This is a genomic window from Janthinobacterium sp. PC23-8, from assembly GCF_002250505.1.
In the GTDB taxonomy this organism is placed as follows: Bacteria; Pseudomonadota; Gammaproteobacteria; order Burkholderiales; family Burkholderiaceae_D; genus Janthinobacterium.
Genome location: NZ_NJGY01000001.1, coordinates 1,979,544 through 2,004,989 on the forward strand (window position 1 = coordinate 1,979,544; position 25,446 = coordinate 2,004,989).

At 60.7% G+C, this 25,446-nt stretch carries 25 protein-coding genes; 7 read left to right on the forward strand and 18 right to left on the reverse strand.

The window, feature by feature from the left end; translation table 11 throughout:
- Positions 1–54 precede the first annotated feature (54 nt).
- From CD932_RS08585 to CD932_RS08595, 3 genes are read right to left on the reverse strand one after another with little or no spacing between them, the layout of a single operon-like run.
- A complete protein-coding gene (locus CD932_RS08585; RefSeq protein ID WP_094442268.1) occupies positions 55–330 on the reverse strand; it encodes a DUF6587 family protein in 276 nt (91 codons plus the stop codon).
- A gap of 10 nt (positions 331–340) precedes the next feature.
- On the reverse strand, positions 341–2,242 hold the full coding sequence (locus tag CD932_RS08590; RefSeq protein WP_094442269.1) for a ferrous iron transporter B: 1,902 nt from the start codon (positions 2,240–2,242) through the stop codon (positions 341–343).
- Positions 2,243–2,253: 11 nt separating this feature from the next.
- The gene (locus tag CD932_RS08595) at positions 2,254–2,529 is read right to left on the reverse strand and encodes a FeoA family protein (RefSeq protein WP_065307047.1); all 276 of its coding nucleotides are present in this window, start codon (positions 2,527–2,529) and stop codon (positions 2,254–2,256) included.
- Positions 2,530–2,870: 341 nt separating this feature from the next.
- On the opposite strand from CD932_RS08595, the gene CD932_RS08600 reads away from it, so the two are divergent.
- Together CD932_RS08600 and CD932_RS08605 are read left to right on the forward strand one after the other, a co-directional pair.
- On the forward strand, positions 2,871–3,095 hold the full coding sequence (locus tag CD932_RS08600) for a bacterioferritin-associated ferredoxin (RefSeq protein ID WP_094442271.1): 225 nt from the start codon (positions 2,871–2,873) through the stop codon (positions 3,093–3,095).
- A 20-nt stretch (positions 3,096–3,115) separates the two neighbouring features.
- The gene (locus tag CD932_RS08605; RefSeq protein ID WP_094443544.1) at positions 3,116–3,817 is read left to right on the forward strand and encodes an energy transducer TonB; all 702 of its coding nucleotides are present in this window, start codon (positions 3,116–3,118) and stop codon (positions 3,815–3,817) included.
- A 264-nt stretch (positions 3,818–4,081) separates the two neighbouring features.
- Here CD932_RS08605 and CD932_RS08610 read toward each other — a convergent pair whose 3' ends face one another.
- On the reverse strand, positions 4,082–4,762 hold the full coding sequence (locus CD932_RS08610; protein ID WP_094442272.1) for a Fe2+-dependent dioxygenase: 681 nt from the start codon (positions 4,760–4,762) through the stop codon (positions 4,082–4,084).
- A gap of 382 nt (positions 4,763–5,144) precedes the next feature.
- On the opposite strand from CD932_RS08610, the gene bfr reads away from it, so the two are divergent.
- Positions 5,145–5,621 (forward strand): bacterioferritin, encoded by a 477-nt coding sequence (bfr, locus tag CD932_RS08615; RefSeq protein WP_094442273.1) that lies wholly within the window; start codon positions 5,145–5,147, stop codon positions 5,619–5,621.
- 55 nt (positions 5,622–5,676) lie between these two features.
- On the opposite strand, the gene CD932_RS08620 is transcribed toward bfr, so the two are convergent.
- The 5 genes from CD932_RS08620 to CD932_RS08640 all read right to left on the reverse strand — a co-directional run bounded on the left by CD932_RS08620 (position 5,677) and on the right by CD932_RS08640 (position 13,119).
- Entirely contained in the window at positions 5,677–7,023 is a 1,347-nt protein-coding gene (locus CD932_RS08620) for an MFS transporter (protein WP_094442274.1), read from the reverse strand.
- Positions 7,020–8,888 (reverse strand): alpha-amylase family glycosyl hydrolase, encoded by a 1,869-nt coding sequence (locus tag CD932_RS08625; RefSeq protein WP_094442275.1) that lies wholly within the window; start codon positions 8,886–8,888, stop codon positions 7,020–7,022. Before CD932_RS08625 ends, CD932_RS08620 begins: the two co-directional genes overlap by 4 nt.
- Positions 8,889–8,907: 19 nt before the next feature.
- Positions 8,908–11,214, reverse strand: a complete 2,307-nt coding sequence (locus tag CD932_RS08630) for a TonB-dependent siderophore receptor (RefSeq protein WP_094442276.1) — start codon at positions 11,212–11,214, stop codon at positions 8,908–8,910.
- A 265-nt stretch (positions 11,215–11,479) separates the two neighbouring features.
- The gene (locus CD932_RS08635; RefSeq protein WP_254926524.1) at positions 11,480–12,508 is read right to left on the reverse strand and encodes a LacI family DNA-binding transcriptional regulator; all 1,029 of its coding nucleotides are present in this window, start codon (positions 12,506–12,508) and stop codon (positions 11,480–11,482) included.
- Positions 12,505–13,119, reverse strand: a complete 615-nt coding sequence (locus tag CD932_RS08640; protein WP_094442277.1) for a glutathione S-transferase N-terminal domain-containing protein — start codon at positions 13,117–13,119, stop codon at positions 12,505–12,507. The genes CD932_RS08635 and CD932_RS08640 overlap by 4 nt, the downstream gene beginning before the upstream one ends.
- Before the next feature lie 263 nt (positions 13,120–13,382).
- Here CD932_RS08640 and purB point away from each other — a divergent pair, with 263 nt between their 5' ends.
- From purB to CD932_RS08660, 4 genes are all read left to right on the forward strand, one after another.
- Positions 13,383–14,762, forward strand: a complete 1,380-nt coding sequence (purB, locus tag CD932_RS08645; protein ID WP_094442278.1) for an adenylosuccinate lyase — start codon at positions 13,383–13,385, stop codon at positions 14,760–14,762.
- Between the two features lie 190 nt (positions 14,763–14,952).
- Positions 14,953–15,477, forward strand: a complete 525-nt coding sequence (locus CD932_RS08650; RefSeq protein WP_094442279.1) for a cytochrome b — start codon at positions 14,953–14,955, stop codon at positions 15,475–15,477.
- Positions 15,478–15,516: 39 nt separating this feature from the next.
- Entirely contained in the window at positions 15,517–16,071 is a 555-nt protein-coding gene (locus CD932_RS08655) for a YceI family protein (RefSeq protein ID WP_094442280.1), read from the forward strand.
- 37 nt (positions 16,072–16,108) lie between these two features.
- The gene (locus CD932_RS08660) at positions 16,109–16,684 is read left to right on the forward strand and encodes a YceI family protein (RefSeq protein WP_094442281.1); all 576 of its coding nucleotides are present in this window, start codon (positions 16,109–16,111) and stop codon (positions 16,682–16,684) included.
- 78 nt (positions 16,685–16,762) lie between these two features.
- Here CD932_RS08660 and CD932_RS08665 read toward each other — a convergent pair whose 3' ends face one another.
- Genes CD932_RS08665 through CD932_RS08705 form a run of 9 tightly spaced genes read right to left on the reverse strand, consistent with a single transcriptional unit; the run spans position 16,763 to position 25,381 of the window.
- Entirely contained in the window at positions 16,763–17,323 is a 561-nt protein-coding gene (locus tag CD932_RS08665; RefSeq protein WP_094442282.1) for a sugar transferase, read from the reverse strand.
- Entirely contained in the window at positions 17,320–18,267 is a 948-nt protein-coding gene (locus tag CD932_RS08670; RefSeq protein ID WP_094442283.1) for an SDR family oxidoreductase, read from the reverse strand. Before CD932_RS08670 ends, CD932_RS08665 begins: the two co-directional genes overlap by 4 nt.
- Complete coding sequence (locus CD932_RS08675) at positions 18,264–19,514, reverse strand: glycosyltransferase family 4 protein (protein WP_094442284.1); 1,251 nt, start codon at positions 19,512–19,514, stop codon at positions 18,264–18,266. Before CD932_RS08675 ends, CD932_RS08670 begins: the two co-directional genes overlap by 4 nt.
- A gap of 10 nt (positions 19,515–19,524) precedes the next feature.
- The gene (gene wecB, locus CD932_RS08680; RefSeq protein WP_094442285.1) at positions 19,525–20,655 is read right to left on the reverse strand and encodes a non-hydrolyzing UDP-N-acetylglucosamine 2-epimerase; all 1,131 of its coding nucleotides are present in this window, start codon (positions 20,653–20,655) and stop codon (positions 19,525–19,527) included.
- Positions 20,652–21,761, reverse strand: coding sequence for a capsular polysaccharide biosynthesis protein CapF (locus tag CD932_RS08685; protein ID WP_094442286.1), 1,110 nt, complete (start codon positions 21,759–21,761; stop codon positions 20,652–20,654). Before CD932_RS08685 ends, wecB begins: the two co-directional genes overlap by 4 nt.
- Positions 21,762–21,764: 3 nt before the next feature.
- A complete protein-coding gene (locus CD932_RS08690) occupies positions 21,765–22,799 on the reverse strand; it encodes a polysaccharide biosynthesis protein (protein ID WP_094442287.1) in 1,035 nt (344 codons plus the stop codon).
- Between the two features lie 8 nt (positions 22,800–22,807).
- Positions 22,808–23,611, reverse strand: coding sequence for an AglZ/HisF2 family acetamidino modification protein (locus tag CD932_RS08695; protein ID WP_094442288.1), 804 nt, complete (start codon positions 23,609–23,611; stop codon positions 22,808–22,810).
- 1 nt (position 23,612) lies between these two features.
- Positions 23,613–24,227, reverse strand: coding sequence for an imidazole glycerol phosphate synthase subunit HisH (gene hisH / locus CD932_RS08700; RefSeq protein WP_094442289.1), 615 nt, complete (start codon positions 24,225–24,227; stop codon positions 23,613–23,615).
- The gene (locus CD932_RS08705) at positions 24,224–25,381 is read right to left on the reverse strand and encodes an N-acetyl sugar amidotransferase (protein WP_094442290.1); all 1,158 of its coding nucleotides are present in this window, start codon (positions 25,379–25,381) and stop codon (positions 24,224–24,226) included. The genes hisH and CD932_RS08705 overlap by 4 nt, the downstream gene beginning before the upstream one ends.
- Between the last annotated feature and the right edge of the window lie 65 nt (positions 25,382–25,446).

Sequence of the window (25,446 nt, forward strand, 5' to 3'; positions counted from 1 at the left end):
GGCGTAAAAAAACCCGCTTTTGCGGGTTTTTTTACATCCGGTCAGCGGCAAGACTTAACGCCGCACCTGCATCAGGATCACTCTTTTCTTGCTGTCGCCGCCGCCAGCCGTGTCCGAGGGCGGCGCCGGCGTGTCGCAGGAGCCGCAGGAGCCGCAGCCGCTGCCGCAGCCGGGCGCGACCTTGAACACCTTGGCCATCTTCTCTTCATTCAAACCGCAGCGCACCAGGCCGCGCACGATGGCGCGCCGCGCGCCGGCCGGCAGATAGCGCGTCGAGAAATGCAGCAGCGCGGTGGCGACAATCAGGGCGACGATCAGGGTTTGCCACATACAGGTCTCCTCAGGCGCCCAGCAGCAGCGCGACGCGATAGGTGATGAACGAGGCGCCGTAGGCCAGCGCGAACATATAGCCGGCCATCAGCAGCGGATAACGCCAGCCGCCCGTTTCACGCTTGACCACCGACAGGGTCGACAGGCACTGCGGCGCGAACACATACCAGGCCAGCAGCGACAGGGCAGTGGCCATCGACCACGAATGGGCGATCAGCGGTTCGAGGGTGGAGGCGAGCGCATCGCCGCTTTGCGACAGCGCGTAGACGGTGCCCAGGGCGCCGACGGCCACTTCACGCGCGGCCATGCCCGGCACCAGCGCGATGCAGATCTGCCAGTTGAAGCCGATCGGCGCGAAGATCACTTCCAGGCCACGGCCCAGGATGCCGGCCAGGCTGTAGTAGATCGGCGGATGGATCGCGTTGTCCGGCGGGCCGGGGAAGGTGCTGAGGAACCACAGGATGATCATCAGGGTCAGGATGATGGTGCCGACGCGGGTGAGGAAGATCTTGGCGCGTTCCCACAGGCTGACGGCCAGGTTGCGCAGGTGCGGCCAGTGATAGCTGGGCAGCTCGAGCAGCAAGGCCTGCCTGGCCTTGCTGCCCATGCTGCGCTTCATCACCCAGGCCACGGCCATGGCCGAAATAATGCCGGCAAAGTACAGCGCAAACAACACCAGGCCCTGCAGGCTCAATAAACCCCACACCTGCTGCTCGGGGATAAAGGCGGCGATGATCAGCGCATACACGGGCAGGCGCGCCGAACACGTCATCAAGGGCGCGATCATGATGGTGACCAGGCGGTCGCGCGGATTCTGGATGGTGCGCGCGGCCATCACGCCGGGAATCGCGCAGGCAAAGCTGGACAACAGCGGAATGAAGGCGCGGCCCGACAGGCCCACGCCGCCCATCATGCGGTCGAGCAGGAAGGCCGCGCGCGGCAGGTAGCCGCAGTCTTCCAGGCTCAGGATAAAGAAGAACAAAATCAGAATTTGCGGCAAAAACACCAGCACGCTGCCGACGCCGCCGATCACGCCTTCGACCAGCAGACTTTTCAGATGGCCATCGGGCATGTTCGCCGTCAGCACGGCGCCCAGGTGTTCGACGCCCTTGGTGATCATTTCCATCGGCGTGGCCGCCCAGGTAAATACGGCCTGGAAGATCAGGAACATCAGCACGGCCAGGATAATGGGGCCGAACACCGGGTGCAGCACCACGTTGTCGATTTTTTCCGTCAGGTTGCCGCTGTCGGCGGCGTCGTTGCTGACCAGGCCCAGGATGCGGCGCACTTCGCGCTGGGTCTCTTCCACCGACACGCTGTCGATGCTGGACAAGGGCTGCGGATCGGCCGGCGGCAGCGGCAGCATGGCGTCGATGGCGGCCAGCAGCGCTTTTTCGCCGTCGTGCTGCACGGCGATGGTCTCGACCACCGGCATGCCCAGTTCCTGGGACAGCCTGGCCACGTCGATCAGCATGCCGCGCTTTTTCGCGATGTCGGTCATGTTCAGCGACAGCAGCATCGGCAGGCCCAGGCGCTTGACTTCCAGCACCAGGCGCAGGTTCAGGCGCAAATTGGTGGCGTCGACCACGCAGACGATGGCGTCCGGCCGCGGGTCGCCCGGGCGCAGGCCGCCGACCACGTCGCGCGTGATGGCTTCATCGGGGGTAGTCGGTTTCAGGCTGTAGGCGCCCGGCAAATCGAGCACGCGCACCGGCGTGCCGGCTGGCGACGTGAAATGGCCTTCCTTGCGTTCGATGGTCACGCCGGCGTAGTTCGCCACTTTCTGGCGCGAGCCGGTCAGACGGTTGAACAGGGCGGTCTTGCCACAATTCGGATTGCCCAGCAGGGCGATTTGTGGCTGGTGCGTCGGCTTGTGCAAGCCGGCGCCGGTGATGTTTTCTACGGCACCCATGGTTGTTCCGGTCAGGTCAGCGGTTGAATCGTGATCAGCGCCGCTTCGAAGCGGCGCAGTGCGAACGTGGCATTGCCCACGCGGATGGCGAGCGGATCGCCACCGGGCAGGCCGCGCTTGAGCATGCGGATGCGTTCGCCGGGCACGAATCCCAGCTCCATCAGCCGGCGCGCAAGGTCAACGCCGTCCTCCATCTGGTCCGCCGGCAAGGGCGTGATATGCAACACCGTACCGCTCTGGCCGACTGCCAGCGCGTCGAGCGTCATCAAATTTGGAACTAGAGTCATGAGCAATTCCGTTCAAGTAGTAAGGCATTCCACGCCTGTGTTGTGAAATGCCGACAACCGGGCCTGCAAAAAAGAATGGCAGGCGCCGACCGTCCGAGACAATACCAGTATTATAAGCACGAATGCGAATTGTTTTTATTTGGCTCCCTGGATGGCCCTGGATCAGGGGCGCGCATACCGCCACAATCAAGGCGGCACATCAAATCGCTTGCAAAGTCCGCGTCTTTGCGAGACAATTGAAACGTAATGATAATGATTCTCATTAAAACGATGACAACAGTATCGGATGAGACCAGTTTTTCTTCTTGTGTTTCGTGTGACTTTCTCCAGAGGGTGCATCAATGATTGTATGTGTCTGCAACAACATATCTGATCGTGAAATCCGTCAAGCCGTCGACCTGGGTCTGTCCAGCATGGCCGAGCTGCGCCGTGACCTGGGCGTGGCCACCTGCTGCGGCAAATGCCACAGCTGCGCGCGCGAAGTCTTGAGCACCCATCTCGATGCGACTGGCGCCCTGCGTGAAACCGTGCTCGCGCGTGCAGAGGTGCCGGTCTTTACCAATTAACAAAGAAAGCGATGAACGCCATGACGATGATGCCCCCGCCCATTACGGTGCAGGCAGTGCAACCATTTGCCGTCTTCGAAAAGAAGCGTGGCAAGTTCGTGCCGCTGACGCTCATCCTGGTGCTGCACATCGCCGCTTTCTATGGCATCCAGAGTGGCTTGCTGAGCCGCGTGGTGAGCGCGGCCATGCCGGTGATCACCACCGTCAGCATCGTCGCCCCACCGGCGCCACCGAAGCCGCCCGCACCATCGATTCCCAGGACGGTGGAACTGAGCGCACCGGTGCCGCGCGCCGAAATTCCGCCGCTGCCTTTGATCGCCGTGGCGCCCACCGAACCGACCATCACGCCGCCGCAACCGAGCCGCGCCGAAACGGCGCCGCCGGCCACCAGCGCGCCGGCCGCGCCGTCGTCACCTGCGCCGTCGCCACCGGCGCCGCCCACGCCGCGCACCGTCAGCAGCGTCGAATACATCAAGGCGCCGCAGCTGGTCTACCCGAACCTGTCGCGCCGCCTGGGCGAAAGCGGCACCGTGGTGCTGCGCATTTTGATCAATGAAAAAGGCTTGCCCGAGCAAATCCTGGTGCACAAGTCGACCGGCTACAACAACCTCGATGAAGCGGGCCGCCAGGCCGCCATGCGCGCCCTGTTCAAGCCGATGATCGAAAACGGCAAGCCCGTGCCAGTCTATGTGCTGGTGCCGCTGACATTCCAACTGAGCTAGCCTCCTGCGGCCCCGCGCCGCCGCCAGCCCGCAAGCATCGCACCACGTGCCCTGCTTGCGTTTGCGCGCCCTTTTTTAGTCAAGCGATTTGCTTGTTGAGTCTGCCAGCCTACATCCCCGGGCCCGGCAGACTTTTTTTTGGACCAGAACACCAGAACACCAGTAAAGCGTATTAAAACTCCAGTCCTCAGCACAGGCGTTACGGGCGCCTCCGGTCCGCCATTTTTACGCCTGGCGTCTTCAAGCTTGAATTAACGGCGAGCGTCAGATCTCGGCCCACATCCGCAACAAATTATGATAATGCCCCGTCAACCCCACGGTAGCCTCCGAATCGCCATGCGCGGCGCGCACTTGCTGGATATTCTGGTCCAGCTCGAACAGCATGCTGCGCTTCCAGTCGTCGCGCACCATGCTCTGGGTCCACAGGAAGGAACAGACGCGCTCGCCACTGGTGACGGGCAGCACGCGGTGCACGCTGGTCGACGGGTAGACGATGACGTCGCCGGCCGGCAGCTTGACCTCATGGGTGCCGTAGGAGTCGACCACCACCAGCTCGCCGCCCTCGTAGTCTTCCGGTTCGCTCAGGAACACGGTCGACGAGACGTCGGCGCGCATCGACTGCAGGCCGCCTTTCGGCGTGCGGATGGCGCCGTCGACATGCAGGCCATAGTGCTCGCCGCCGGCATAGCTGTTGAAGAACGGCGGCAGGATGCGCAGCGGCAGCGCGGCGGCAAAGAACAGCGGATTGGCCATCAGGGCGCGGCTGACGATCTCGCCCAGCTCGATGGCCAGCGGCGAGCCTTCGGCCAGCTGGCGGTTGCGCTTGACTTGGGCGCCCTGCTCGCCGACGCTGGCGCGGCCATCGATCCAGTCGGTCTGCGCCAGGCGCTGGCGAAAATACGTCACCTGCTCCGGCGTGAGCACGCCAGGTATATGCAGCATCATCTTGCACTCCCTTTTTGAATAAAAATCATTCCACGATTATCGCACCGGCGATTGCGCCAAAACAGGCTTGAGAGCAAGAACTACACAGCTTGAACGCGGCTGACGAAATACGAATGCGAATGGCCTCCATTTGCCTTGACGAATAAAAATTGGCCGAGCGTGGCAATCCATTTGAGAATGGGTTTTATTCGCGCGTTATTTACGTTAAAAATACGGAAAAACCATGTTCCAGGTCAAAAATTGTCAATCTTTTGCGCTATCATGCGGGCATAGCGAGACCGGCAAAGCAGCATGCGTCACCAGGCAGCCCAGCGCCACCCGGCAGTGACCACCCCGACATCCGGTTTCATCATTGACCGCAACACAGAACAAAGGACATCCCATGAAGGGCGATAAAGAAGTCATCCGCATGCTCAACGCACAGCTCACCAACGAACTGTCGGCCATCAACCAGTACTTCCTGCATGCGCGCATGTACAAGCACTGGGGCCTGGAAAAGCTGGGCAAGAAGGAATACGAAGAATCGATCGGCGAAATGAAACACGCCGACAAGCTGATCGACCGCATCCTGATGCTCGACGGCCTGCCTAACCTGCAAGCGCTGCACAAGCTGCTGATCGGCGAGAACACGCCGGAAATGCTGGAATGCGATTTGAAACTGGAACGCGCCGCGCACGCCACCGTCAAGGAAGGCATCGCCATCAGCGAAAAGGCCGGCGATTACGTCTCGCGCGACCTGTTCCTGATGATCCTGGATGACACCGAAGAGCATATCGACTGGCTGGAAACGCAGATCGACCTGATCGCCAAGGTCGGCCTGCAGAACTACCTGCAAAGTCAGATGGCAGTGGCCGAATAATCTTCCTCGGCATCGAAAAAAACCGGCAAGCTTGCCGGTTTTTTTACGCCTGTCGTCAATCCCTGGCAGTGGCTTGCGGCGGACGCAGCTTGACGAACAATACCGCCACCGCGCCGCACAGCAGCAGCGCGCCGGCCAGGCGGATGACGTTTTCCGGACGCCCGCCCAGCCAGCTGTGGTAGTACAGCGGCAGGGTGAAGATCTGGATGATCATCGGGATCACGATGAACATATTGAAGATGCCCATGTAGACGCCCGTGCGTTCGGGCGGAATGCAGCCGGCCAGCATGACATAGGGATTGCCCATGATGCTGGCCCAGGCCAGGCCTACGCCCAGCATCGGAATGAACAGCAGCGCCGGCGTGTGGATCAGCGGGATGCACAGCATGGCCACGCCGGCCGCGCACAGGCAGGCACTGTGCATGCGCTTCGGGCCGAAGCGCCGCGTGAACGGCACCAGCGCAAAGGCGGCGATAAAGGCGACGAAGTTATAAAACGCGCCCACTTGCCCATTCAACAGGCCGGCGTCGCGAAACCCTTGCGAGGCCGGGTCGGTGGTGTGGAACACGCTGGCGGCCAGGGACAGGGAAATGTACTGCCAATAGCAGAACATGGCGTACCACTGGAACAATTTGACGACGGCCAGCTGCTTCATCGTCGGCGGCATCTCGCGCAGCGCTGTGCCGATATCGCCCAGGGTATGGCGCCAGCCCGGCGCGCGGCTGCGGATCGCCGCCAGCTCGCTGGCCGTCAAGGGGTTTTCCGGCGTGGTTTTCAGGGTCCACAGCACGGACGCGAGCGAAAACACGGCGCCGATCAGAAAGGCGACGATGACGATATGCGGAATATGGCTGGCATTGACCGCATCCTTGTTCATGCCGAACATCACCAGCAGCGACGGCGTCAGATAGGCCAGCGTCTGCCCCAGCCCGGTAAACGCGCTTTGCGTAAGAAAGCCCAGCGAGTGCTGTTTCGGGTCGAGCTTGTCGCTGACAAAGGCGCGGTAGGGCTCCATCGTCACGTTGTTGGCCGCGTCGAGTATCCACAGCAGGCCCGCCGCCATCCACAAGGTGGGGCTGAACGGCATGGCCAACAGGCCCAGGCTGCACAGGATGGCGCCGATCAGAAAGTACGGCGTGCGCCGGCCCCAGCGCGTGACGGTGCGGTCGCTCATGGCGCCGATCAGGGGCTGCACGATCAGGCCCGTCATCGGCCCGGCCAGCCACAGATAGGGCAGGCTCGCTTCGTCGGCACCCAGGTAGGTGTAGATCGGGCTCATGCTGCTTTGCTGCAGGCCAAAGCTGAACTGGATGCCGAAAAAACCCACGTTCATGTTGATGATCTGCCAGAACGACAGACGCGGGCGGTACGTGGTGGCGTGCTCGGTGCTGGCGTGATTCATGTCGGTTCCCGTTCTTGTTCCAGCCACAGCATATGCCATGGCTGCAGGCCGATGCTGCCGGTCACGGTGCTGCCGTCGAGGCAGTTGCGCCAGACACCGGGCGGCAGCGCATAGGGATGGCCGGCGCCGCTGAAATTGCTGAGGTTCAAAAACCCCTCGCCGCGCAGCAGCGCCAGCACGGCCGGCGACTGCGCCGGCAGCAGCTGGCGTGGCGCGTCGGCCGCCAGCGCCGGCAGGCGCACACGCAGCTCGACCAGCTGGCGCAGCGCCATGTACAGCCGGCCGCTGGCGCTCACGCCGTCGTGGCGCCAGTCCAGCAGGCTGTCGTCAAAGGCGGGGCGCTGCAGCCAGCGGCTGTCCATCGCGCGGTCGGCCCGCTGCGTGTAGCTGTAGTCGTTGGTCATGCCCAGCTCATCGCCCATGTACAGCACCGGCAAGGCGCCAAAGCTCAGCGCCAGGCCGTGCAGCAGCAGCAGGCGGCGCAACGCGTATTCATGTTCCACCACCGTCACCGCGCTTTCCAGGCCGGCCAGCGAAGCGGCCATGCCGTTGCTACCGTGGGCCTGGTCGGCGCTGCTGCTCTGGAAAGCGGCGCCGCGCGCATAGCTGCCCGGCGCGCCGGCAAAGAAGCGCGCGATGCGCGCCAGGCGCGCCGGGCCGTCAGGGCCGGCTTCGTTGAGCAGCACGTTCCAGCCGATATCGTCGTGGCAGCGTACATAGCTGAGCCAGCAGGCGGCAGGCGGCAGCGGCGGCGTGGCGGCGATCACCTGGCGCAGCAAATCGGTGTCCTGCTCGGCCAGCGCGCCCCAGCCGGCCGCCATCAGGCTGCTGTGATAGGCGATATGGCATTCGGGTGCGGCATCGCTGCCGAAATAGGCGGGCAGCTTGGGCGTGGGCACGATGGCCTCGGCCTTGAGCAGCACGCCGGGCGCGGCGATGGCGGCGATTGCCCGCAGCGCCTGCAGCAGATGATGGGCCTCGGGCTGGTTCATGCAATCGGTGCCGTCGCGCTTCCATAAAAAGGCGGTGGAGTCGAGCCGGAACACTTCGACACCCTGGTTGGCCAGGCCTAGCATGGCGCCGGCCATGGCCGCGAACACGGCCGGATTGGCGTAGTTCAGGTCCCACTGATACGGATAAAACGTGGTCCAGACCCAGCGCTGCAGTTCCGGCACAAAGGTAAAATTGCCGGGCGCCGCCTGCGGGAAGACCTGGCCGACCGTGCGCTCGTAGCGGTCCGGCTGCGCCCGGTCGGGAAAGGTATGGAAAAACGCGCGCAGCCGCGCGTCGCCGGCCTTGGCGCCCAGCGCCCACGCATGGTCGTCGGCCACGTGGTTGAGGATCAAATCCGAACACAGGCTGATGCCGGCCGCGCGCAACTGCGCCGTCAGCTCCAGCAGGTCGGCATTGCTGCCCAGTTGCGGCTCGACCTGCTCGAAGCTGGCGACGGCAAAGCCGCCATCGCTTTCGCCGGCGCGCGCACGCAAAAACGGCAGCAGGTGCAGATAGGTCACGCCCAGTTCGCGCAGGTGGGCGATGCGCGCCGCGACGCCGCGCAAATTGCCGCCGAAGCGCTGCACATAGGTGCTGTAGCCAAGCATGGACTGGCTGGCAAACCAGTCCGGCCGCGCTTCGCGCGCCGCGTCCAGGTCCAGCAGTTCGGGCGAGCGCGCCGCATGCAGGCGTCCGATGCTTTCCATCAGTTCGCCCAGCCAGGCCGTGAAATCGGCGCGCTGGCCGTACAAAGCGCCCAGGCGCTCGAGCAGGACCGCTTCCTGCTGCGCATAGCGGCGCGCGGCATCGTCGCGCAGCGGCGCAGGCAGGGGCGCCAGCAGGCGCGACAGGGGGCCAGGTGTGTTGCTCATGAATTGCTATCCTTGCTGATTAAAAGGCGTATTTCAGGCTGGCCTTGACGGCGCGTCCCGTGATCGAGCGCGCGGCATGGCCGTCGCCTTCGACTTCGGTGTAGCCGATCTTGTTGAACAGGTTGTTGGCCGTCAGCGACAGCCGCACTTGCGCCGTGAGCTGGTAGTTCAGAAAGGCGTTGACCACGTGGTAGGCCGGCAAGGTGATGGTGTGCGCATCGTCGCCCCAGGACTTGCCGGTGCCGACCAGGCTGGCGCCGAAGCTGGCCGGGCCCCAGTCATAGGTGGGCGCCAGCTGGTAGACAAAGCGTGCCTGGCGCCGTGGCGTATTGCCGATCAGCGCCACGTCGGCGGCGGCCGTGCCGGTGATCTCGGCGTCGGTAAAGGTCAGGCCGCCATTGATGCGAAAGTCACCGGCGCTCCAGGCCGCTTCCAGTTCCACGCCCTTGGCTTCATAGTTGTTGGCCGTGCGCAGCTGGGTGGTCGCCTCGTAGTTGCTTTCTTTCGTCTTCGCCTGGAACACGGTGACGAAGGTGCTCAGCGGGCCCTGGCGCCATTTCACGCCGCCTTCGAGCTGGCGCACGGTGTTGATGGCCACAGGCACGCTGCCATCCAAGGGCGTGCCGAACAGGATGCGGTCGGCATTGAAGGCCACGCCTTCGCTGACGCGCGCAAACACGGCCAGGTTCGCCTGCAGCTTGTAGTTCGCACCCAGCGAATACGAGGTGTGGCCCAGCGTATAGTCGACCTGCTGCACCGTCGACGGCAGATACCTTTGCGCGCCGGTGGCCTGGTTGGCCGTGCCGCTGGCGTGCTGGCGGTCGCGCCGCAAGCCGCCGTCGAGGTTCAGCGCGCCGCTTTCCCAGGCCAGGTTCAGATAGGGCGAGGTGGTGCGGTATTGCATGTCGACCAGGCGCGAGCAGCAGGCGCCGAACGCCGGGCCAATCAACCCCGGGGTGCTGCTGGCCGTTTGCAGCAGGGCCGGCTGGTCGCCCGTGGCCTGCATCAGGTATTCGTTGAAATTCCAGGTCAGGCCCAGCTTTTGCTGCGACAGGTACAGGCCGGCGGTGGTGGTCAGCTTGCCGCTGTCGAGCACGAAAGTCCTGGCCAGCTTGGTGTCGCTCAGGGTATTGCTGGCGTCATCAATCGCGGTGTTGAACACCACGGCGGAAAACGCGCGCCCCACATACGGCTGGCCCTGCTTCGGTCCGGTAGCGAACACATAATTGCCGACGCTGCCGTTATTGGACGGGAACACGCCGGTAAAGCGGCCCGAATTGTCGGCGTAGCGGAAGTTTTCGCTCACGCTCCAGCCCTGGCCCAGCTTGAACGACGCCTCCAGGCCGACACTATCGCTTTTCACGTGCAGGCCGTCGTTGACGCGGGTGTCCACGCGCTGGTTGTTGCCGTTCAATACGGCGTCCGGCACCCAGTACGGCGAATAAAAACTGGCCTTGCGCGGATCGATGCCGGCGATCGCCGAAATCGAACCATTGTTGACCTGCACCGGTACCGGCAAGGCCGTCGGCGACTGGTCGTCGAGGTGCTTGAACGACAGGCGCACGAAGCCGCTGTCGAATGCATGCGTGATATTGCCACGCAGTTGGCCGCCTTTTTCGCTGTTCACGCCACTGTGGCGGATGCCTTCGCCGCTGCGGTACGAGCCGCCGATAAAGAAGCGCGTGCGCTCGGAAATCGGCGCGCCGTAATCGAAATCGACGCGCGTCTGGTCGTAGCCCAGGCCACGGCTGAGCGCCACGCTGCCGCCCTGTTCCTGGCCGTTCTTGCTGATGAAATTGATGATGCCGCCCGGCGAGTTGGTGGCCAGGGTCGAGGCCGAACCGCCGCGCACCACCTCCAGGTGGTCGAGCGTGGAATCGATCTTGACGAAGCTGTCGGGGGTGGTGAAATTGAAGTCGCCGAACTGCAGCACCGGCAGGCCGTCTTCCTGGATCTGCACATAGCGCGCGCCGCCGGCCGAGATCGGCAAACCGCGCACGGTGATATTCGCATTGCCCTCGCCGCCCGAGGATTCGGCGCGCAGGCCGGGTACCGAACGCAACAGTTCGGCGGCGCTGGTCGGCGCGTTGTTGACGATGGTGTCGAGCTCCATGCTGCTGACCGAATTGCTCGATTTCATTTTCGAGGTGCCGCCGGTGGTGCCGGTGACGACGATGCGTTCGAGTTTCAGGCCGTCGCTGGCGGCGGAGGCGTCGGCGGAAGGGGCGGCTGATACGTCCTGCTGCGCATGGGCGGCGCCCAGTTGCAACATCGCCAGGGTGACGGCTGCGGCCATGCGGCCACGTTGGGCAATACGTGTGCTCATCTTTGTCTCCAATATTTTGATACCGCCACATCAAGGTGGCCGATACCTCATTATTGAACGGATAAGAATTTATTGCAATCGATTGCAATCGAGCGCTGCAACATGGAAATTCTGTTGTTTTTCAAGTGAAAATAAATGGGACTATAGAGAGGAAATGCGGATTTTGCGCCATGCACCGCCCATTTTTCATATTGCGCCGCAACATGAAAATATGTTGTTTTTCGATTTTTTTTGCAATCGGTTGCAATCGAACATGAAGCGCTGATCAGGCGGCCGAGGCGCGCACCACCAGCTCGGTCGGCAGTTGCTGCGACGGCGCCGGCGCGCCATCGACCAGCGCCAGCAGGGAGGCCACCAGCGCGCGGCCGGCGGCGCGGATGGGCTGGCGCACGGTGGTCAGGGGTGGATGAAAATACGAGGCCAGTTCGATATCGTCGTAGCCGACCACGGCCACCTGTTCCGGCACGCCGATGCCGCGCGCGCGCAAGGCGCTGATGGCGCTCATGGCCAGCAGGTCGCTGCAGGCAAAGATGGCGTCGAAGGGCGTGTGGCGGCCCAGCAACTCCTCGACGTCGGCCGCGCCTACCTGCGGCAAAAACGAGCCGGCCACATATAGTTGCGGGTCCGGTTCAAGGCCGTGCGCGGCCAGCGCCTGGGCGTAGCCCTGCTGGCGCTGCGCCACTTCGGGCAGCCTGGCGTCGCCAAAAAAAGCGATGCGCCGGCGCCCCGCCGCCAGCAGGTGCTCGGTGGCCAGGCGGCCGCCGGCGATATTGTCGCCGCCGACGGTGCAATACAGCTGCTGCGGCAATTGCGCACCCCACACGACGATCGGCACCTGGCGCGCGGCCAGCTGGTTCAATTGTTCATGGTGGCGCCACTGGCCGATCAGGATAATGCCGATCACGCGGCCGCTGTCGAAGGGCTGCGCGGCGGCGTCCAGCGTTTCGGCGTCGACGCGCGACACAAGCATGTCAAAGCCCTGCTCCGTCAGTGCATCGGCCAGGCTGCCCAGCATGCCGAGAAAAAACGGGTCGGACAGGTGCTGGCGCGTGGCCGCGTCATACGGCACCACCACGCCCACCGTACGGTTCTGTTTCAGGCGCAGGTTTTGCGCGCCGATATTGATGGAATACTTGAGCGAGCGCGCCAGTTCGATCACGCGCGTGCGCGTTTCCTGGTTGACCAGCGGGCTGCCGCTCAGGGCGCGCGATACGGTCGAGGTCGAGACACCGGCCAGGCGTGCGATATCGGCCATTTGCAGCCGCTGCTGCGCCTTGGTGTCGCCGCCGCTCATTGCGGCGCGGTATCCTTGAACGAAGGGCGCTCGGACAGTTTGTCGAACAGGCGCGCCAGCGCCGGGTGTTCGCCGCGCCAGTCGATGTCGGGGAAGCGGAAGCTGAGCCAGCCCAGCGCGCAGCCGACCGCCACGTCGGCCAGCGTGTAGTTCTTGCCGGCGCAATAGACGCTCTCGCCCAGGCGCGCATCAAGGGCCGCCAGGCCGCGCGTGACCTTGTCGTGCTGGCGCGCGATCCACGCTTCGCTCTGCAGTTCAGGCGGGCGCTGGGCCCGCTCCAGGCGCATCAGCACGCCCGCGTCGAGGATGCCGTCGGCCAAGGCCTCCCAGTTCTTGATGTCGGCCCGCTCACGGCCGTTGCCACCGGCCGGCAGCAGCTTGCACACCGGCGTGAGGGTGTCGAGGTATTCGACGATCACGCGCGAATCGACCAGCGCGCTGCCGTCTTCCATCACCAGGCAAGGCACCTTGCCCAGCGGATTGGCCTCGGCAATGCGTGTTTCGGGCGCCCACACGTTTTCCATCTCGAAAGCATAGTCGAGCTTTTTCTCGGCCAGCACAATGCGGACTTTGCGGACATACGGGCTGGCGAGGGAACCGATCAGTTTCATGGATACGTTAAAGTAGACGAGTAGCTGTCAGTATAGCATCGGTGCAGCCCGCATTTGGCAGCGCGCCGCATGCCGGTTGAGCAGTGTGGCGGACATGCCGCATTCAACCCGCCCGCCGGCCGCCGGCGGCAAAAGCGCGGCCAGCAGTGGTAAAATCGCTGTTTTCCCGTGGCGCCCCCCTTTGCCTGCGCGTGACCCGCGTGCTGGCCCAAGCTTGCCTGCGCGCCACGCGCCCACCGTTTCATTAACTTGCGTCCGCTCTCATGACCACTACCTCTCCGTATTCCACGCTGTCGGCCCTGTCTCCGCTCGATGGCCGCTACGCCAGCAAGACCGACCTGCTGCGCCCGATCCTGTCCGAAGCCGGTTTCATGCACCACCGCGTGAAAGTGGAGATTTCCTGGCTGCAGGCGCTGTCGCAAGCCGGCTTTGCCGAGATCAAGCCGTTCTCGGCGCAAGCGAACGCCCTGCTCGACAAGATGGCAAGCGACTTCTCGGAAGCCGATGCGGCCCGCATCAAGGCCATCGAAGCGGTCACCAACCACGACGTGAAAGCCGTCGAATACTGGCTCAAGGAGCAAGTGGCCGAGGTGCCGGAACTGGTGGCCGCCTCGGAATTCATCCATTTTGCCTGCACTTCGGAAGACATCAACAACACCTCGCACGGCATGATGTTGAAAGCCGCACGCGACGGCGTGATGCTGCCGGCATTGAATGGCCTGGTGGCAAAGCTGACGCAGATCGCGCACACCAATGCCGACGTGCCGATGCTGTCGCGCACGCACGGCCAGACGGCCAGCCCGACCACCCTCGGCAAGGAGTTTGCCAACGTCGTGGCGCGTTTGCAGCGCGCCGTCAAACGCATCGAACAAGTCGAGATCCTGGGCAAGATGAATGGCGCGGTCGGCAACTACAACGCCCACTTGTCCGCCTACCCGTCGTTCGACTGGCCGGCGTTTTCGCAAGCCGTCATCGAACAGCGCCTGGGCCTGGTGTTCAACCCGTACACCATCCAGATCGAGCCGCATGACTACATGGCCGAACTGTTCGACGCCTTTGCGCGCGCCAACACCATTTTGCTGGACCTGAACCGCGATATCTGGACCTATGTGTCGCTGGGCTACTTCAAGCAGAAACTGAAAGCCGGCGAAATCGGTTCCTCGACCATGCCGCACAAGGTCAACCCGATCGACTTCGAAAACTCCGAAGGCAACCTGGGCCTGGCGAACGCCGTGCTGAAACACCTGTCGGAAAAACTGCCGGTCTCGCGCATGCAGCGCGACCTGACCGACTCGACCGTGCTGCGCAATATCGGCGTCGGCCTCGGTTACACCTTGCTGGCCTACGACAGCTGCCTGCGCGGCCTGAACAAGCTGGAAGTGAATCACGCGCGCCTGGCGCAAGACCTGGACGCGACCTGGGAAGTGCTGGCCGAGCCGGTGCAAACCGTGATGCGCCGCTACGGCATCGAAAACCCGTACGAGCAACTGAAGGAACTGACGCGCGGCAAGGGCATTTCGAAAGAAGCGCTGCAAACCTTCGTCAACGGCCTGGCCATTCCCCAGGAGGCGAAAGACGTGCTGCTGACCATGACGCCGGCCAACTATATCGGTATCGCGGCGCAACTGGCCAAGGCCATCTAAGCAAACACCAGCGCCTGCTTGCAGGCGCGTTGCACTCCCTGCGGGGCGGCCGGCAAACAAATGCCGCCCGCCCCGCGGTTTTGATGGCCGTCTTTCTTGTAGAATCTGCAGCGCCTCTGCGCACTTTGTTTTTCTTTGGTATATTAGGCCCGATTAGTCCTAACACGTACTACTTTCAAGAAAGTCATCGATGCATCGCTACACCACCACCGCCATTATCCTGCACTGGCTCACCGCCCTGCTCATCATCAGCGCCTTCATCATGGGTCTGGTCATGACCGATATCCCGGGCCTGACGCCCACCAAGCTCAAATACTTTTCCTGGCATAAATGGCTGGGCGTGACGGTGCTGGCGATCGCCGCCATCCGCCTGCTGTGGCGCAAAGCGAATGTGCCACCACCGCATCCAGCCAGCATGGTCGCCTGGCAGAAGAAGGCGGCCGACGCCATGCATGTGCTGCTGTATATCCTGATCTTCGCCGTGCCCGTTTCCGGCTATTTGTATACGCTGGCCGCCGGCGTGCCGGTGGTGTACCTGGGCCTGTTCCAGCTGCCCGTCATCATGGCGCCCAATCCCGAACTTAAGCCGCTCTTAAAAGAGATTCACTATGTTTTGAACATGACAATGGCCGCAGCCGTTGCCGCCCACGTCCTGGCGGCGCTCAAGCACCAGTTCATCGACAAGGACGGCGTGCTCAAACGCATGCTGCCTTGATCGCGCAACTCCCTTTACTGAACTACCAGGAAAAATAAAATGAAAACTACCCAACGCATAGTCCTCGCTTCCCTGCTGGGCCTGTCCGTGGCCGCCACCGCCGCCACCCTGCTCAAAACCGACCCTGCCAAGTCGAGCGTAGCGGCCGTCTTCAAGCAGATGAATGTGCCGGTCGAAGCCAAATTCAAGAAATTCAATATCGTCATCGATTACAACCCGGCCACACCGGACGCCTCCAAGGCAACGGTGGAAATCGACACCGCCAGCATCGACATTGGCGACCCGGAATACAACAAGGAAGTGGCAAAAAAAGAATGGTTTAACGCGGCCCAGTTCCCGAAAGCGACTTTTGTGTCGAGCGGCATCAAGGCGGCCGGCGCTGGCAAGCTGACGGTGACCGGCAAGCTCAACATCAAGGGCAAGGCCACCGACGTGACCTTCCCCTTGACCGTGAAAGCGGAAGGCGGCAAATACACATTTGACGGCGCCCTGCCGATCAAGCGCCTGACCTACAACATCGGCGAAGGCGAGTGGAAAGACACCAGCATGGTCGCGGACGAAGTAACCATCAAATTCCACGTCGCTGCCCAGTAATTACTAACTTAGATCAACCTCAACCCCTAGGACCTCGATGAAATTTTCGCACCTGATGATCGCCATGCTGGCCGTTGCCGGCGCTGGCTCGGCCATGGCCGCCGCCGATACTTACAATCTCGACCCGACCCACACCTTCCCCAGCTTTGAAGCCGATCACATGGGCATGTCCGTCTGGCGCGGCAAATTCAACAAGACCAAGGGCACCGTTACCCTCGATCGCACCGCCAAAACCGGCACGCTGGACCTGGTGATCGAAGCTGATTCGATCGACTTCGGCCTGGACGCGATGAACACGCACGCCAAGAAAGCCGACATGTTCAACGTTGAAAAGTTCCCGCAGATCACTTACAAGAGCAACAACTTCAAATTCACCGGCGAGCAATTGACGCAAGTCGATGGCGAACTGACCCTGCTGGGCGTGACCAAGCCGGTGAAACTGACGGTAGGCAAGTTCAAGTGCATCATGCACCCGCGCTACAAGCGTGAAGTGTGCGGCGCCGACGCCACGGCCGAATTCAAGCGCAGCGACTTCGGCCTGAACTTCGGCTTGCCGGCCTTCTCGCCGGAAGTCAAGCTGGCGATCCAGGTCGAGGCCATCAAGGCAGACTGATCAGTCACGGCCAGGACCAAAAAAAGGGGAAGCGCCATGGCGATTCCCCTTTTTTTCATACTGCAAGCCGAGGCAGTATCAATGCACGATGCCGTCGCGCCGCACCACCTTGAGCGCCGTCAGCATGATGACCTTGATGTCAAAGGTAAACGACTGCAGCCGCAGATATTCCGCATCCAGCTTGACCTTCTCCGGTATCGGCAGTTCGTCGCGACCGTTGATCTGCGCCCAGCCGGTCAGGCCAGGGCGGATCAGATGAACATTTTGCTCAGTGCGCAGGTCGATCAGGTTTTGCTGATTGAACAGCGCCGGCCTCGGTCCCACCACGCTCATGTCACCGCAGATGATGCACCACAGTTGCGGGATTTCATCGAGGCTGGACTTGCGCAAAAAACCACCAACCGGCGTCAGAAAGGTTTTCGGATCGGCCAGCAAGTGCGTGGCCACCACCGGCGTATCGACGCGCATGGTGCGCAGCTTGGGCATGGAGAAAATGCGGTTGCCACGGCCGACGCGATCGGACCAGTACAGCACCGGCCCCTTCGAGGTCGCCTTGACCACGATGGCAAGCAGGCACAGCGGAATGAAAAAGATTACGGCGGCAATCAGGCTCATCAGTAAATCAAATACTCTCTTCATTTTTTGCTTTGACCATTCATCAGAAAAAACTGCTCGACTGTTTTGTCGATTGCCGCTTGCGGTGTCACCACCGGTCGCCAGCCCAACGTCGCTTGCGTACTTGCAATATCGACCTGTAGTGAGCCCACCAGACGATCCACGACGCCCTGCTTGCCCAGCAATTTGGCGGCGCCCGCCATCAGCGCCACCGGCACCGGCACCAGCAACACGCGCTTGTGCATCGCCCTGGCGATTTTCGTCACCAATTCCTTCACGCCCATGTCATCGCCATCGGACACCATGAACACATGGCCAGGCGCCGCAGGATGCTTGCTGCACACGATCAGCAGGTCGACCAGGTTATCGAGCGCCACCATGCTGCGGAAGTTGCGGATGCTGCCAAATGGCAGCGGCACGCCCTTTTGCACCAGCTTGATCAGATTCAGGAAATTCGCCTTCACGCCAGGGCCATAGACCAGTGGCGGCCGGACGATCACCACCTCCAGCCCGGTATCGCGGCCCAACTGCTGCAAGGCCTGTTCCGCCTCCATTTTCGAGACCCCATAAGGATCGCAGGGCTGCGGCACGTCGGACGCCCTGAACGGCTGCGTGGTGGTCGCCTCGCCGTTGACCTTCACGCTGCTGACAAACACGAAGCGGCGCACGCCGGCAGCGACAGCCTGCCTTGCCAGGTTCAGCGTACCGTCGAGATTGACCTCGCGGTAAGCGCGCAGCGGATCTTCATCCGTGTCGGACATGACATGCACGCGCGCGGCGAGATGAAACACCACTTCGCATCCTGCCAACGCGGCGCGCCAGTCGGTGCTGCCGTTGAGATCGCCAACATTGACTTCTCCCTCGGTGGCCCCCCTCCTGACCGCAGCGCGCACGGTGGCGCCGCCTGCGCGCAAGGTGCCGCACAGCGCCTTGCCTACAAAACCACTACTTCCAGTGACCAGCATCATTGCGGGAGCCTCTGCGGGGATTTAATTTTCTTCAACTGCATATCGATAAGCCATTCTTCCAGTTGCGTGATCAAGCCAGCGCGATTGAATTGTGACGCGCTGGTTTGCAGACCATTATTGCCCATGCTGGCCCGCTCGGCCTGCGTCATGGCCGCCATCGCCAGTACGGCGTTGGCCAGGCCCTCGGCATCACCCGCATCGCAGGTCAGACCGGCATTCGCCTGCCGTACCACATCGGCGCCTTCGCCATTGAGCATCGCCAGCAATGGAATGCCCGCCGCCAGGTAGGACTGCAACTTGCCGGGGATCGTCATCGAGAAAATTGGCTGATCCTTGAGCGAAACCAGCAACGCGTCAGCGTGTTTGAAAAAGCTGGACATACGTTCGACGGGATAGCGCCCAAGCAGCATGAAACAGTCGGACAGGCCGCGCGCAGCAACCTGCTCGGCGAGCCAGCCGCTGAGCCGGCCATCGCCGACGATTACCCAGCGAATGGCGCGATTGTGCTTGAGCCTTTCGGCCGCAGCGAGTATCGCCGGAAAATCCTGTGCATCACCGACGTTACCGGCAAACATGACGGTAAATACCGACGAATCGCTTTCCATCTCGACCGCCGGCACGACTTCGGTCATGTCGAACACCGACTCCGCCCAACTGGGAAAATACTCTACCCGCGCCGACGGACCGGCATATTTCACGATATTGGGCACGAACGCCCGCGACTGTGCGAGGATCACGTCACAGCGGTTGTAGACGAACGAGACCAGCTTGCCTACCGCGCGCAGCACCGCAGGCGACTTGATCACGCCGATGGCATGCAGTGTCTCCGGCCACAGATCGAGTACCCAGAATGCCAATGGCGCCTTCTTCATCGCCCGCAAGGCTGCAGCGGGCAGGCCGACGGTAATCGGCGAAGGCTCGTAACAGAAAATAGCGTCAAAATCGCGCCCCCGTAATTTCCATAACCCACCGCAGGTAGCACTCAGCGCGAATGTGAAATAATTGAGCATCAGCCGCACGCCCCCCTTGCCACGCGCAGTATGGCGTACACGCACCACTTCCGCACCCGCATACTGGTTGAAATTTTCCGGCGCAGCCAGAAACTCGCTGAAAAATTCGCCTGCCGGATAATTCGGATGGCCGGTCAGGACCGTGACCTGGTGGCCACGGCCAACCAACTCGGCAACCAGGTCATTGATCCGGAAATTCTCCGGCCAAAAATACTGCGTGACAACAAGTAAACGCACGTCAATACCCTTATTGTTTCTTCCAAACTACGCGATTGACGTAGTCGGTATAGCTATGAATGATCCTGACAACCTTGTTCGACACATTGGGCATGCTGTAGTCGGCCACCAGGCGCAGGCTGCGCTGCTCGCCACGCGGCTGGTCCGCCAGGATGGCCAGGCCTTGCAGGATGCGATCGACTTCCAGGCCGGTCATCATTACGGCCGCCTCTTCCATGCCTTCAGGACGCTCATGTGCTTCGCGCAGGTTCAGGGCCGGGAAGTTCAGGATCGACGACTCTTCGTTGATGGTGCCGCTATCGGACAGCACCGCGCGCGCGCTCGCCTGCAGTTTCACGTAATCCCTGAAACCGAGTGGCTTGAGCAGACGCACGAGAGGGTGGAACTTGGCGCCCAGCGCATCGACCTTTTTCTGCGTGCGCGGGTGGGTCGAAACGATCACCGGCAACTTGTAGGTCTCGGCGACCTGGTTCAACGCCTCGACCAGTTTGGCAAAATTCGCTGGCGAATCGATATTCTCTTCGCGGTGGGCACTGACGACAAAATATTCGCCTTCGCTCAAGCCCAGTCGTTCGACCGCATCCGACGCATCAATCCGTGCCTTGTAGTGATGCAAGACTTCGTACATCGGGCTGCCCGTCTTGATGATGCGGTCCGGCAGCAAGCCTTCACGCAACAGGTATTCCCGGGCGATATCGCTGTACGTCAGGTTGATGTCCGCCGTATGGTCGACGATCTTGCGATTCGTTTCTTCCGGGACGCGCTGGTCGAAACAACGATTGCCCGCCTCCATGTGGAAGATGGGGATCTTGCGGCGCTTCGCAGGAATCGCCGACAGGCAGCTGTTGGTGTCGCCAAGGATCAGTATCGCGTCAGGCTGTTCCTGTTCCAGCACCGCATCGACGGCAATGATGATCTTGCCGATCGTCTCGGCAGCGTTGCCGCCGGCGGCGTTGAGGAAATGATCGGGCTTGCGCACTTCCAGATCCTGGAAGAAAATTTCATTGAGCTCGTAATCATAGTTCTGCCCGGTGTGGACAATGATTTGCTCGCAATATTCGTCGAGCTTGGCCATCACGCGCGACAGACGGATGATTTCAGGCCGTGTTCCGACCACGGTCATGACTTTTAATTTTTTCATGCTGTTACCTTGTATGCAACGGTATCTGGATGTTGACGATCAAAAATTTCATTCGCCCACAACATCACAATCATTTCTTCATCACCAATGTTGGTGATATCGTGCGACCAGCCTGGAATCGTTTCCACCACTTCCGGCGCATCGGCACTGGTGCACAGCTCATGCGTGCGACCGCTCTCGATATGCAGGAAACAAAAACGCGCCGCACCCTTGATCACCAGGAACTTTTCAGTCTTGGTATGGTGATAATGGCCGCCTCGCGTAATGCCGGGATGCGCAGTGAAGAACGAAAACTGGCCGGAATCGCGCGTCTTGAGCATTTCAACAAACATGCCGCGCGGGTCTTCGTGTTTGACAAGCGGGTAGGAAAACGTCTCCGGCTCAAAATACGTGATGTAGGTCGAGTACAGCGCGCGGGTAAAGCCGCTACCGACACGCTCGGTAACGTGGTTCGTCCGGCTGTCCCTGAAGGCCTGCAGGAGTTCAGCCATCTCGCCGACGGTGGTCGCGTAGACTGGCTGCACTTCCACTGGGGTACCGGCCGCTGGCGCCGCGTCCATCACTTTCAGGAAGTCGGCAACCACATCATCGACATAGACCAGCCGCAGCTCGGATGCCGGATTATTGATCTGGATCGGCAAGCCATGGGCGATATTGTGGCAGAAGGTCGCCACCGCCGAGTTGTAGTTCGGCCGGCACCACTTGCCAAAGACGTTCGGCAAGCGGTAGATATACACCGGCAGGTCCATCTCGGATGCCAGGGCATGCAAGGCATCTTCGGCGGCGCGCTTGCTTGCGCCGTAGGCGTTGGGCAGCTCGGCTTGAACCGATGATGCATAAATGACCGGCACCTGGCGGCCACTGCGTTTTACCGCATCGCACAGCGCCTGCGTCAGGTTGGTGTTACCTTCCTCGAATTCCGACTCCGTCTTCGGACGATTCACACCGGCCAAATGAAAGATAAAGTCGGCTTGCGCAACTTTTGCATCCAGCTCATCAAGCGAATCGCCGCGCACGAACGTGAGGCTATCGACACCACGCTCCCGAAGGTGAATCAACAGATTCTTTCCGATAAAGCCGTTGGCGCCAGTGACAAGTACCTTCATCGCTCAGCCTTCCTCGACCGGTGATTCACCGCGCGCGATTGCCTGGACAAAATCGAGCTTCATCAACAGCTGCTTCATGCCGGCGGTATCGAGACGGTCGGTATTGTGCGAGTTGTAGTCGTCGTAGGTCGAAATCTTCGCCTCGCCCTCTTCGACAAACTTGCCGTAGTTCAGGTCGCGCAGATCAGGCGGAATACGGTAGTAACCGCCCAGGTCTTCGGCGGCAGCCATTTCTTCGCGGCTAAGCAAGGTTTCATACAGTTTTTCACCGTGGCGCGTGCCGATCACGTCGACCTTGTGCTCCGGCTTTTCCATGATCGACAACAACGCGGCAACCAGCGTTTCGACCGTCGCGGCCGGCGCTTTTTGAACGAACATATCACCGTTGGTGCCATGTTCGAATGCGTACAGCACCAGGTCGACTGCATCTTCGAGCGTCATCATGAAGCGCGTCATGGCAGGGTCGGTGGTGGTGATGGGCTTACCCGACAATACCTGGTCCACGAACAGCGGAATGACCGACCCGCGCGAGGCCATTACATTGCCATAGCGGGTACCGCAAATGACGGTCTTGGCATCATCGAGGCCGCGCGATTTGGCGACCATGACTTTTTCCATCATCGCCTTCGAGATACCCATGGCATTGATCGGGTAGGCAGCCTTGTCGGTGCTCAGGCACACCACGCGACGCACGCTGTTCTGGATCGCCGCCTCGAGCAGATTATCGGTACCGATGATATTGGTCTTGACCGCTTCCATCGGATGGAATTCGCACGATGGAACCTGCTTCAGCGCTGCCGCATGGAAAATGAAATCGACGCCGCGGGTGGCATTCAGGACGCTTGAAAAATCACGCACATCACCGATGTAGAACTTCAGCTTCGGATTGTTGTACTTCTTCCGCATGTCATCCTGCTTTTTTTCATCGCGGCTGAAAATGCGGATTTCTTTGATCTCGGTATCGAGAAAACGACGCAGAACGGCGTTTCCAAACGAACCCGTGCCCCCGGTAATGAGCAGTACTTTGCCTTCAAACATACGATTCCTTATTTTTCGTTAACTGTTGCCAAGTTCAAACCTAGCGCACGCGCCACCAGTTCGTCGCGCTGGAGTACGCTCGGGTAATTGATCAGAACGGCTTTATAAACACCCTTGAAGACAAACAGGCTGCCCGCCGAAGCACCGACCACGCCACAGGCGCCAACCAGCTTCTCGATGTCTTGCAAAGATCCGGCGCCACCCAGGATCGTGATCGGGATACGCACCGCTTCGCGCAATTTCTGCGCCAATGCCAGGTCGTAACCCTTCATCTGGCCATCCTGGTCGATCGAATTGAGCACGATTTCGCCCGCCCCCAGCAATTCCATCTGCTTGGCCAGTTCGATCGGATTACGTTTGGTGTTCTTGCGGCCGTTATGGATATACACGTCGTACTCTTTGCTCAGCATGCGCTTCTTGACGTCGATGACCACCACCACGCTCTGGCGGCCCACTTCGTCGGAAATCTGGGAAACGAGCTCCGGGTTTTCCACCGCCGCCGAACTGATCGCAATTTTTTCCACACCCAGGCTGATGATGTGTTTTGCCTGTGCCGCAGTGCGAATTCCGCCGCCGTAGCACAAGGGCATGCGGCACTCCGCTGCCAGGTCGGAAATCAGTTTGTAGTCAGGTTCGACGCCATTGACCGAGGCATCGATGTCCAGCACGATCAGCTCGTCCGATTCCTTTTCATTGAAAATCTTGACCGCATTGATCGGGTCACCCACATATTTTGGCGACTTGAACGACACTGTCTTGACCAGACCTTTTTCGTGCACCAACAGGCAAGGGATAATCCTTGGTCTGAGCATCTTATAACTCCGCGAAATTTTTCAACAGCAAGGCACCATAATGGTGGCTTTTCTCTGGGTGAAACTGGACGCCATGGACGTTGCCCGAACTGACGGCGCACCCAAAGTTGAGGCCGTAGGTCGCGCGGGCCGACACATGTGCCGGATCACTGCTGTCGAAGAAAAACGAATGGAGAAAGTAAAAACGCGCGTCCGCCTCCAGGCCGGCAAACAACGCCGAACCCGGCCCTGGCGCCACGTCATTCCATCCCATGTGCGGAAGCGGCAGTTTGGAAGATTCCTCTACCGAACCAAACGAACGAACCCGCCCTGGAATCCAGCCCAGGCCCGCCGAGGTTCCTTCGTCGCTGGCGCTTGCCAGTATCTGCATGCCGACGCAGATCCCCAGCACCGGTACCTTCTTCTCGACGACCAGGTCTTCCAGCACGGGCCGCATGCCCGACGCATCGAGCAATTCCATTGCCTTGTCGAACGCACCGACACCCGGTAGGATGATCTTGGTAGCGCCGGTCAGTTCGGCCGCTGTCTTGGCGCGCGTCGCATCGAAACCGAGGCGCTTGTACATATTGGCGAATGCCTGGACATTGCCCAGGCCATAATCAACGATATGGATCATCGGAAGAACCTCTTTTCCGTACCCAGCAGGCGCATCGCACTGGCGCCCGCGCCAATCAGCCAGCGCTTGTTGCGGTAGTCACGATAAGTCTTGTTTTCTCCGTCAAAAATGGCTTGCAACTCGTCCACGGAAAGGTCGAGCTTGCTGGCCACGTATTCGAATTCCTGCTTGAGAAAATGTTCATCCATCTCAGGACGCGAGATACGGTCCAGTGCGGCTTCGCGCGTCATTTGGCCGGTCATGATCAAGCTGGAGAAATGCGCTCGACGCTTCTGAAAGCCGAACTTGCGCGGCAGCCAGTAGTCCTCGTAGAAGCGGGTAAAACGCGACTCATGGTGCTTGTGCTGAAAACGCTTCCAGCCAAAGCGGCGTTCGAGTTCATCCTCGGCGTCTTTTTTCAGGAATGGCACCATGTTCAGCGGCTTGGCCACCTGCATGCCCAGCACATGCTGGTAATAGCCTTTGTAGACAAGAATGTCGAGCAAGGGGAACGTCTTCAGCGGACGCTTGCCGAATTTGCCGTGGATGTCGCCAAACAAGGTCTTGTCGATACCCAGATAACCACCCCACGCCTCCGGCTCACGGCAGCATTCGGTCGAATAGTTCGATCCGGTAACCACATACTTGATCTTGTTCTTGCGCGCGAATTTGTACAGCGACGAGAAGAACGAGGCATCCTGCGGCAAATCCTGATCGGGAATCTGCGACTTCAGGAAAGCCACCTGCAAGTCCTTCATTTCCTGCCAGTTCACCACTTCGGTGAACAGGTCCAGGCCAAGGCCATCGACGAGTTTTTCGATGTTGCCGACTGCCTGGTCGGTATTCCAGCCAGCATCGACGTGATACAGCAGCGGGCGCAGGCCCATCTTCTCTTTCGCCACGTAAACAGCATAGGAACTGTCCAGCCCGCCACTCAGGCCGATAATGCAATCGAAGTCCTTGCCCTTGCCATTTTCGCGAATCTTCTCTGCTACTTGCATTAACTCGCGCTCACCACGCTCATCATCATGCCAATTCGGGCGAATATTTTGATGGAAACTATTGCAATAATAACACCACCCTTTGTCGTCAAATGTAATATTGGGGTCAGAAGTATCCATGATGCAATTATTGCAAATGGCATAATCACGTCGGGGATGCGTTAGTTGGTCCATGATTGAGGTACTTGTCAAAAAATTTTAAATAGGAGTGAGCGCAGGGGGCGCAGCACGAGATGGCG

What these genes read in the sequence shown, in the direction of transcription:
- hisH (WP_094442289.1), bottom strand. Translation starts at nt 24,227, where the DNA reads ATGATCCATATCGTTGATTATGGCCTGGGCAATGTCCAGGCATTCGCC.
- CD932_RS08585 (WP_094442268.1), bottom strand. Translation starts at nt 330, where the DNA reads ATGTGGCAAACCCTGATCGTCGCCCTGATTGTCGCCACCGCGCTGCTG.
- CD932_RS08595 (WP_065307047.1), bottom strand. Translation starts at nt 2,529, where the DNA reads ATGACTCTAGTTCCAAATTTGATGACGCTCGACGCGCTGGCAGTCGGC.
- CD932_RS08635 (WP_254926524.1), bottom strand. Translation starts at nt 12,508, where the DNA reads ATGAGCGGCGGCGACACCAAGGCGCAGCAGCGGCTGCAAATGGCCGAT.
- CD932_RS08650 (WP_094442279.1), top strand. Translation starts at nt 14,953, where the DNA reads ATGCATCGCTACACCACCACCGCCATTATCCTGCACTGGCTCACCGCC.
- CD932_RS08600 (WP_094442271.1), top strand. Translation starts at nt 2,871, where the DNA reads ATGATTGTATGTGTCTGCAACAACATATCTGATCGTGAAATCCGTCAA.
- wecB (WP_094442285.1), bottom strand. Translation starts at nt 20,655, where the DNA reads ATGAAAAAATTAAAAGTCATGACCGTGGTCGGAACACGGCCTGAAATC.
- CD932_RS08655 (WP_094442280.1), top strand. Translation starts at nt 15,517, where the DNA reads ATGAAAACTACCCAACGCATAGTCCTCGCTTCCCTGCTGGGCCTGTCC.
- CD932_RS08660 (WP_094442281.1), top strand. Translation starts at nt 16,109, where the DNA reads ATGAAATTTTCGCACCTGATGATCGCCATGCTGGCCGTTGCCGGCGCT.
- CD932_RS08640 (WP_094442277.1), bottom strand. Translation starts at nt 13,119, where the DNA reads ATGAAACTGATCGGTTCCCTCGCCAGCCCGTATGTCCGCAAAGTCCGC.
- CD932_RS08665 (WP_094442282.1), bottom strand. Translation starts at nt 17,323, where the DNA reads ATGAAGAGAGTATTTGATTTACTGATGAGCCTGATTGCCGCCGTAATC.
- CD932_RS08690 (WP_094442287.1), bottom strand. Translation starts at nt 22,799, where the DNA reads ATGTTTGAAGGCAAAGTACTGCTCATTACCGGGGGCACGGGTTCGTTT.
- bfr (WP_094442273.1), top strand. Translation starts at nt 5,145, where the DNA reads ATGAAGGGCGATAAAGAAGTCATCCGCATGCTCAACGCACAGCTCACC.
- CD932_RS08685 (WP_094442286.1), bottom strand. Translation starts at nt 21,761, where the DNA reads ATGAAGGTACTTGTCACTGGCGCCAACGGCTTTATCGGAAAGAATCTG.
- purB (WP_094442278.1), top strand. Translation starts at nt 13,383, where the DNA reads ATGACCACTACCTCTCCGTATTCCACGCTGTCGGCCCTGTCTCCGCTC.
- CD932_RS08605 (WP_094443544.1), top strand. Translation starts at nt 3,116, where the DNA reads ATGACGATGATGCCCCCGCCCATTACGGTGCAGGCAGTGCAACCATTT.
- CD932_RS08620 (WP_094442274.1), bottom strand. Translation starts at nt 7,023, where the DNA reads ATGAATCACGCCAGCACCGAGCACGCCACCACGTACCGCCCGCGTCTG.
- CD932_RS08590 (WP_094442269.1), bottom strand. Translation starts at nt 2,242, where the DNA reads ATGGGTGCCGTAGAAAACATCACCGGCGCCGGCTTGCACAAGCCGACG.
- CD932_RS08630 (WP_094442276.1), bottom strand. Translation starts at nt 11,214, where the DNA reads ATGAGCACACGTATTGCCCAACGTGGCCGCATGGCCGCAGCCGTCACC.
- CD932_RS08625 (WP_094442275.1), bottom strand. Translation starts at nt 8,888, where the DNA reads ATGAGCAACACACCTGGCCCCCTGTCGCGCCTGCTGGCGCCCCTGCCT.
- CD932_RS08695 (WP_094442288.1), bottom strand. Translation starts at nt 23,611, where the DNA reads ATGCTCAGACCAAGGATTATCCCTTGCCTGTTGGTGCACGAAAAAGGT.
- CD932_RS08705 (WP_094442290.1), bottom strand. Translation starts at nt 25,381, where the DNA reads ATGGACCAACTAACGCATCCCCGACGTGATTATGCCATTTGCAATAAT.
- CD932_RS08670 (WP_094442283.1), bottom strand. Translation starts at nt 18,267, where the DNA reads ATGATGCTGGTCACTGGAAGTAGTGGTTTTGTAGGCAAGGCGCTGTGC.
- CD932_RS08610 (WP_094442272.1), bottom strand. Translation starts at nt 4,762, where the DNA reads ATGATGCTGCATATACCTGGCGTGCTCACGCCGGAGCAGGTGACGTAT.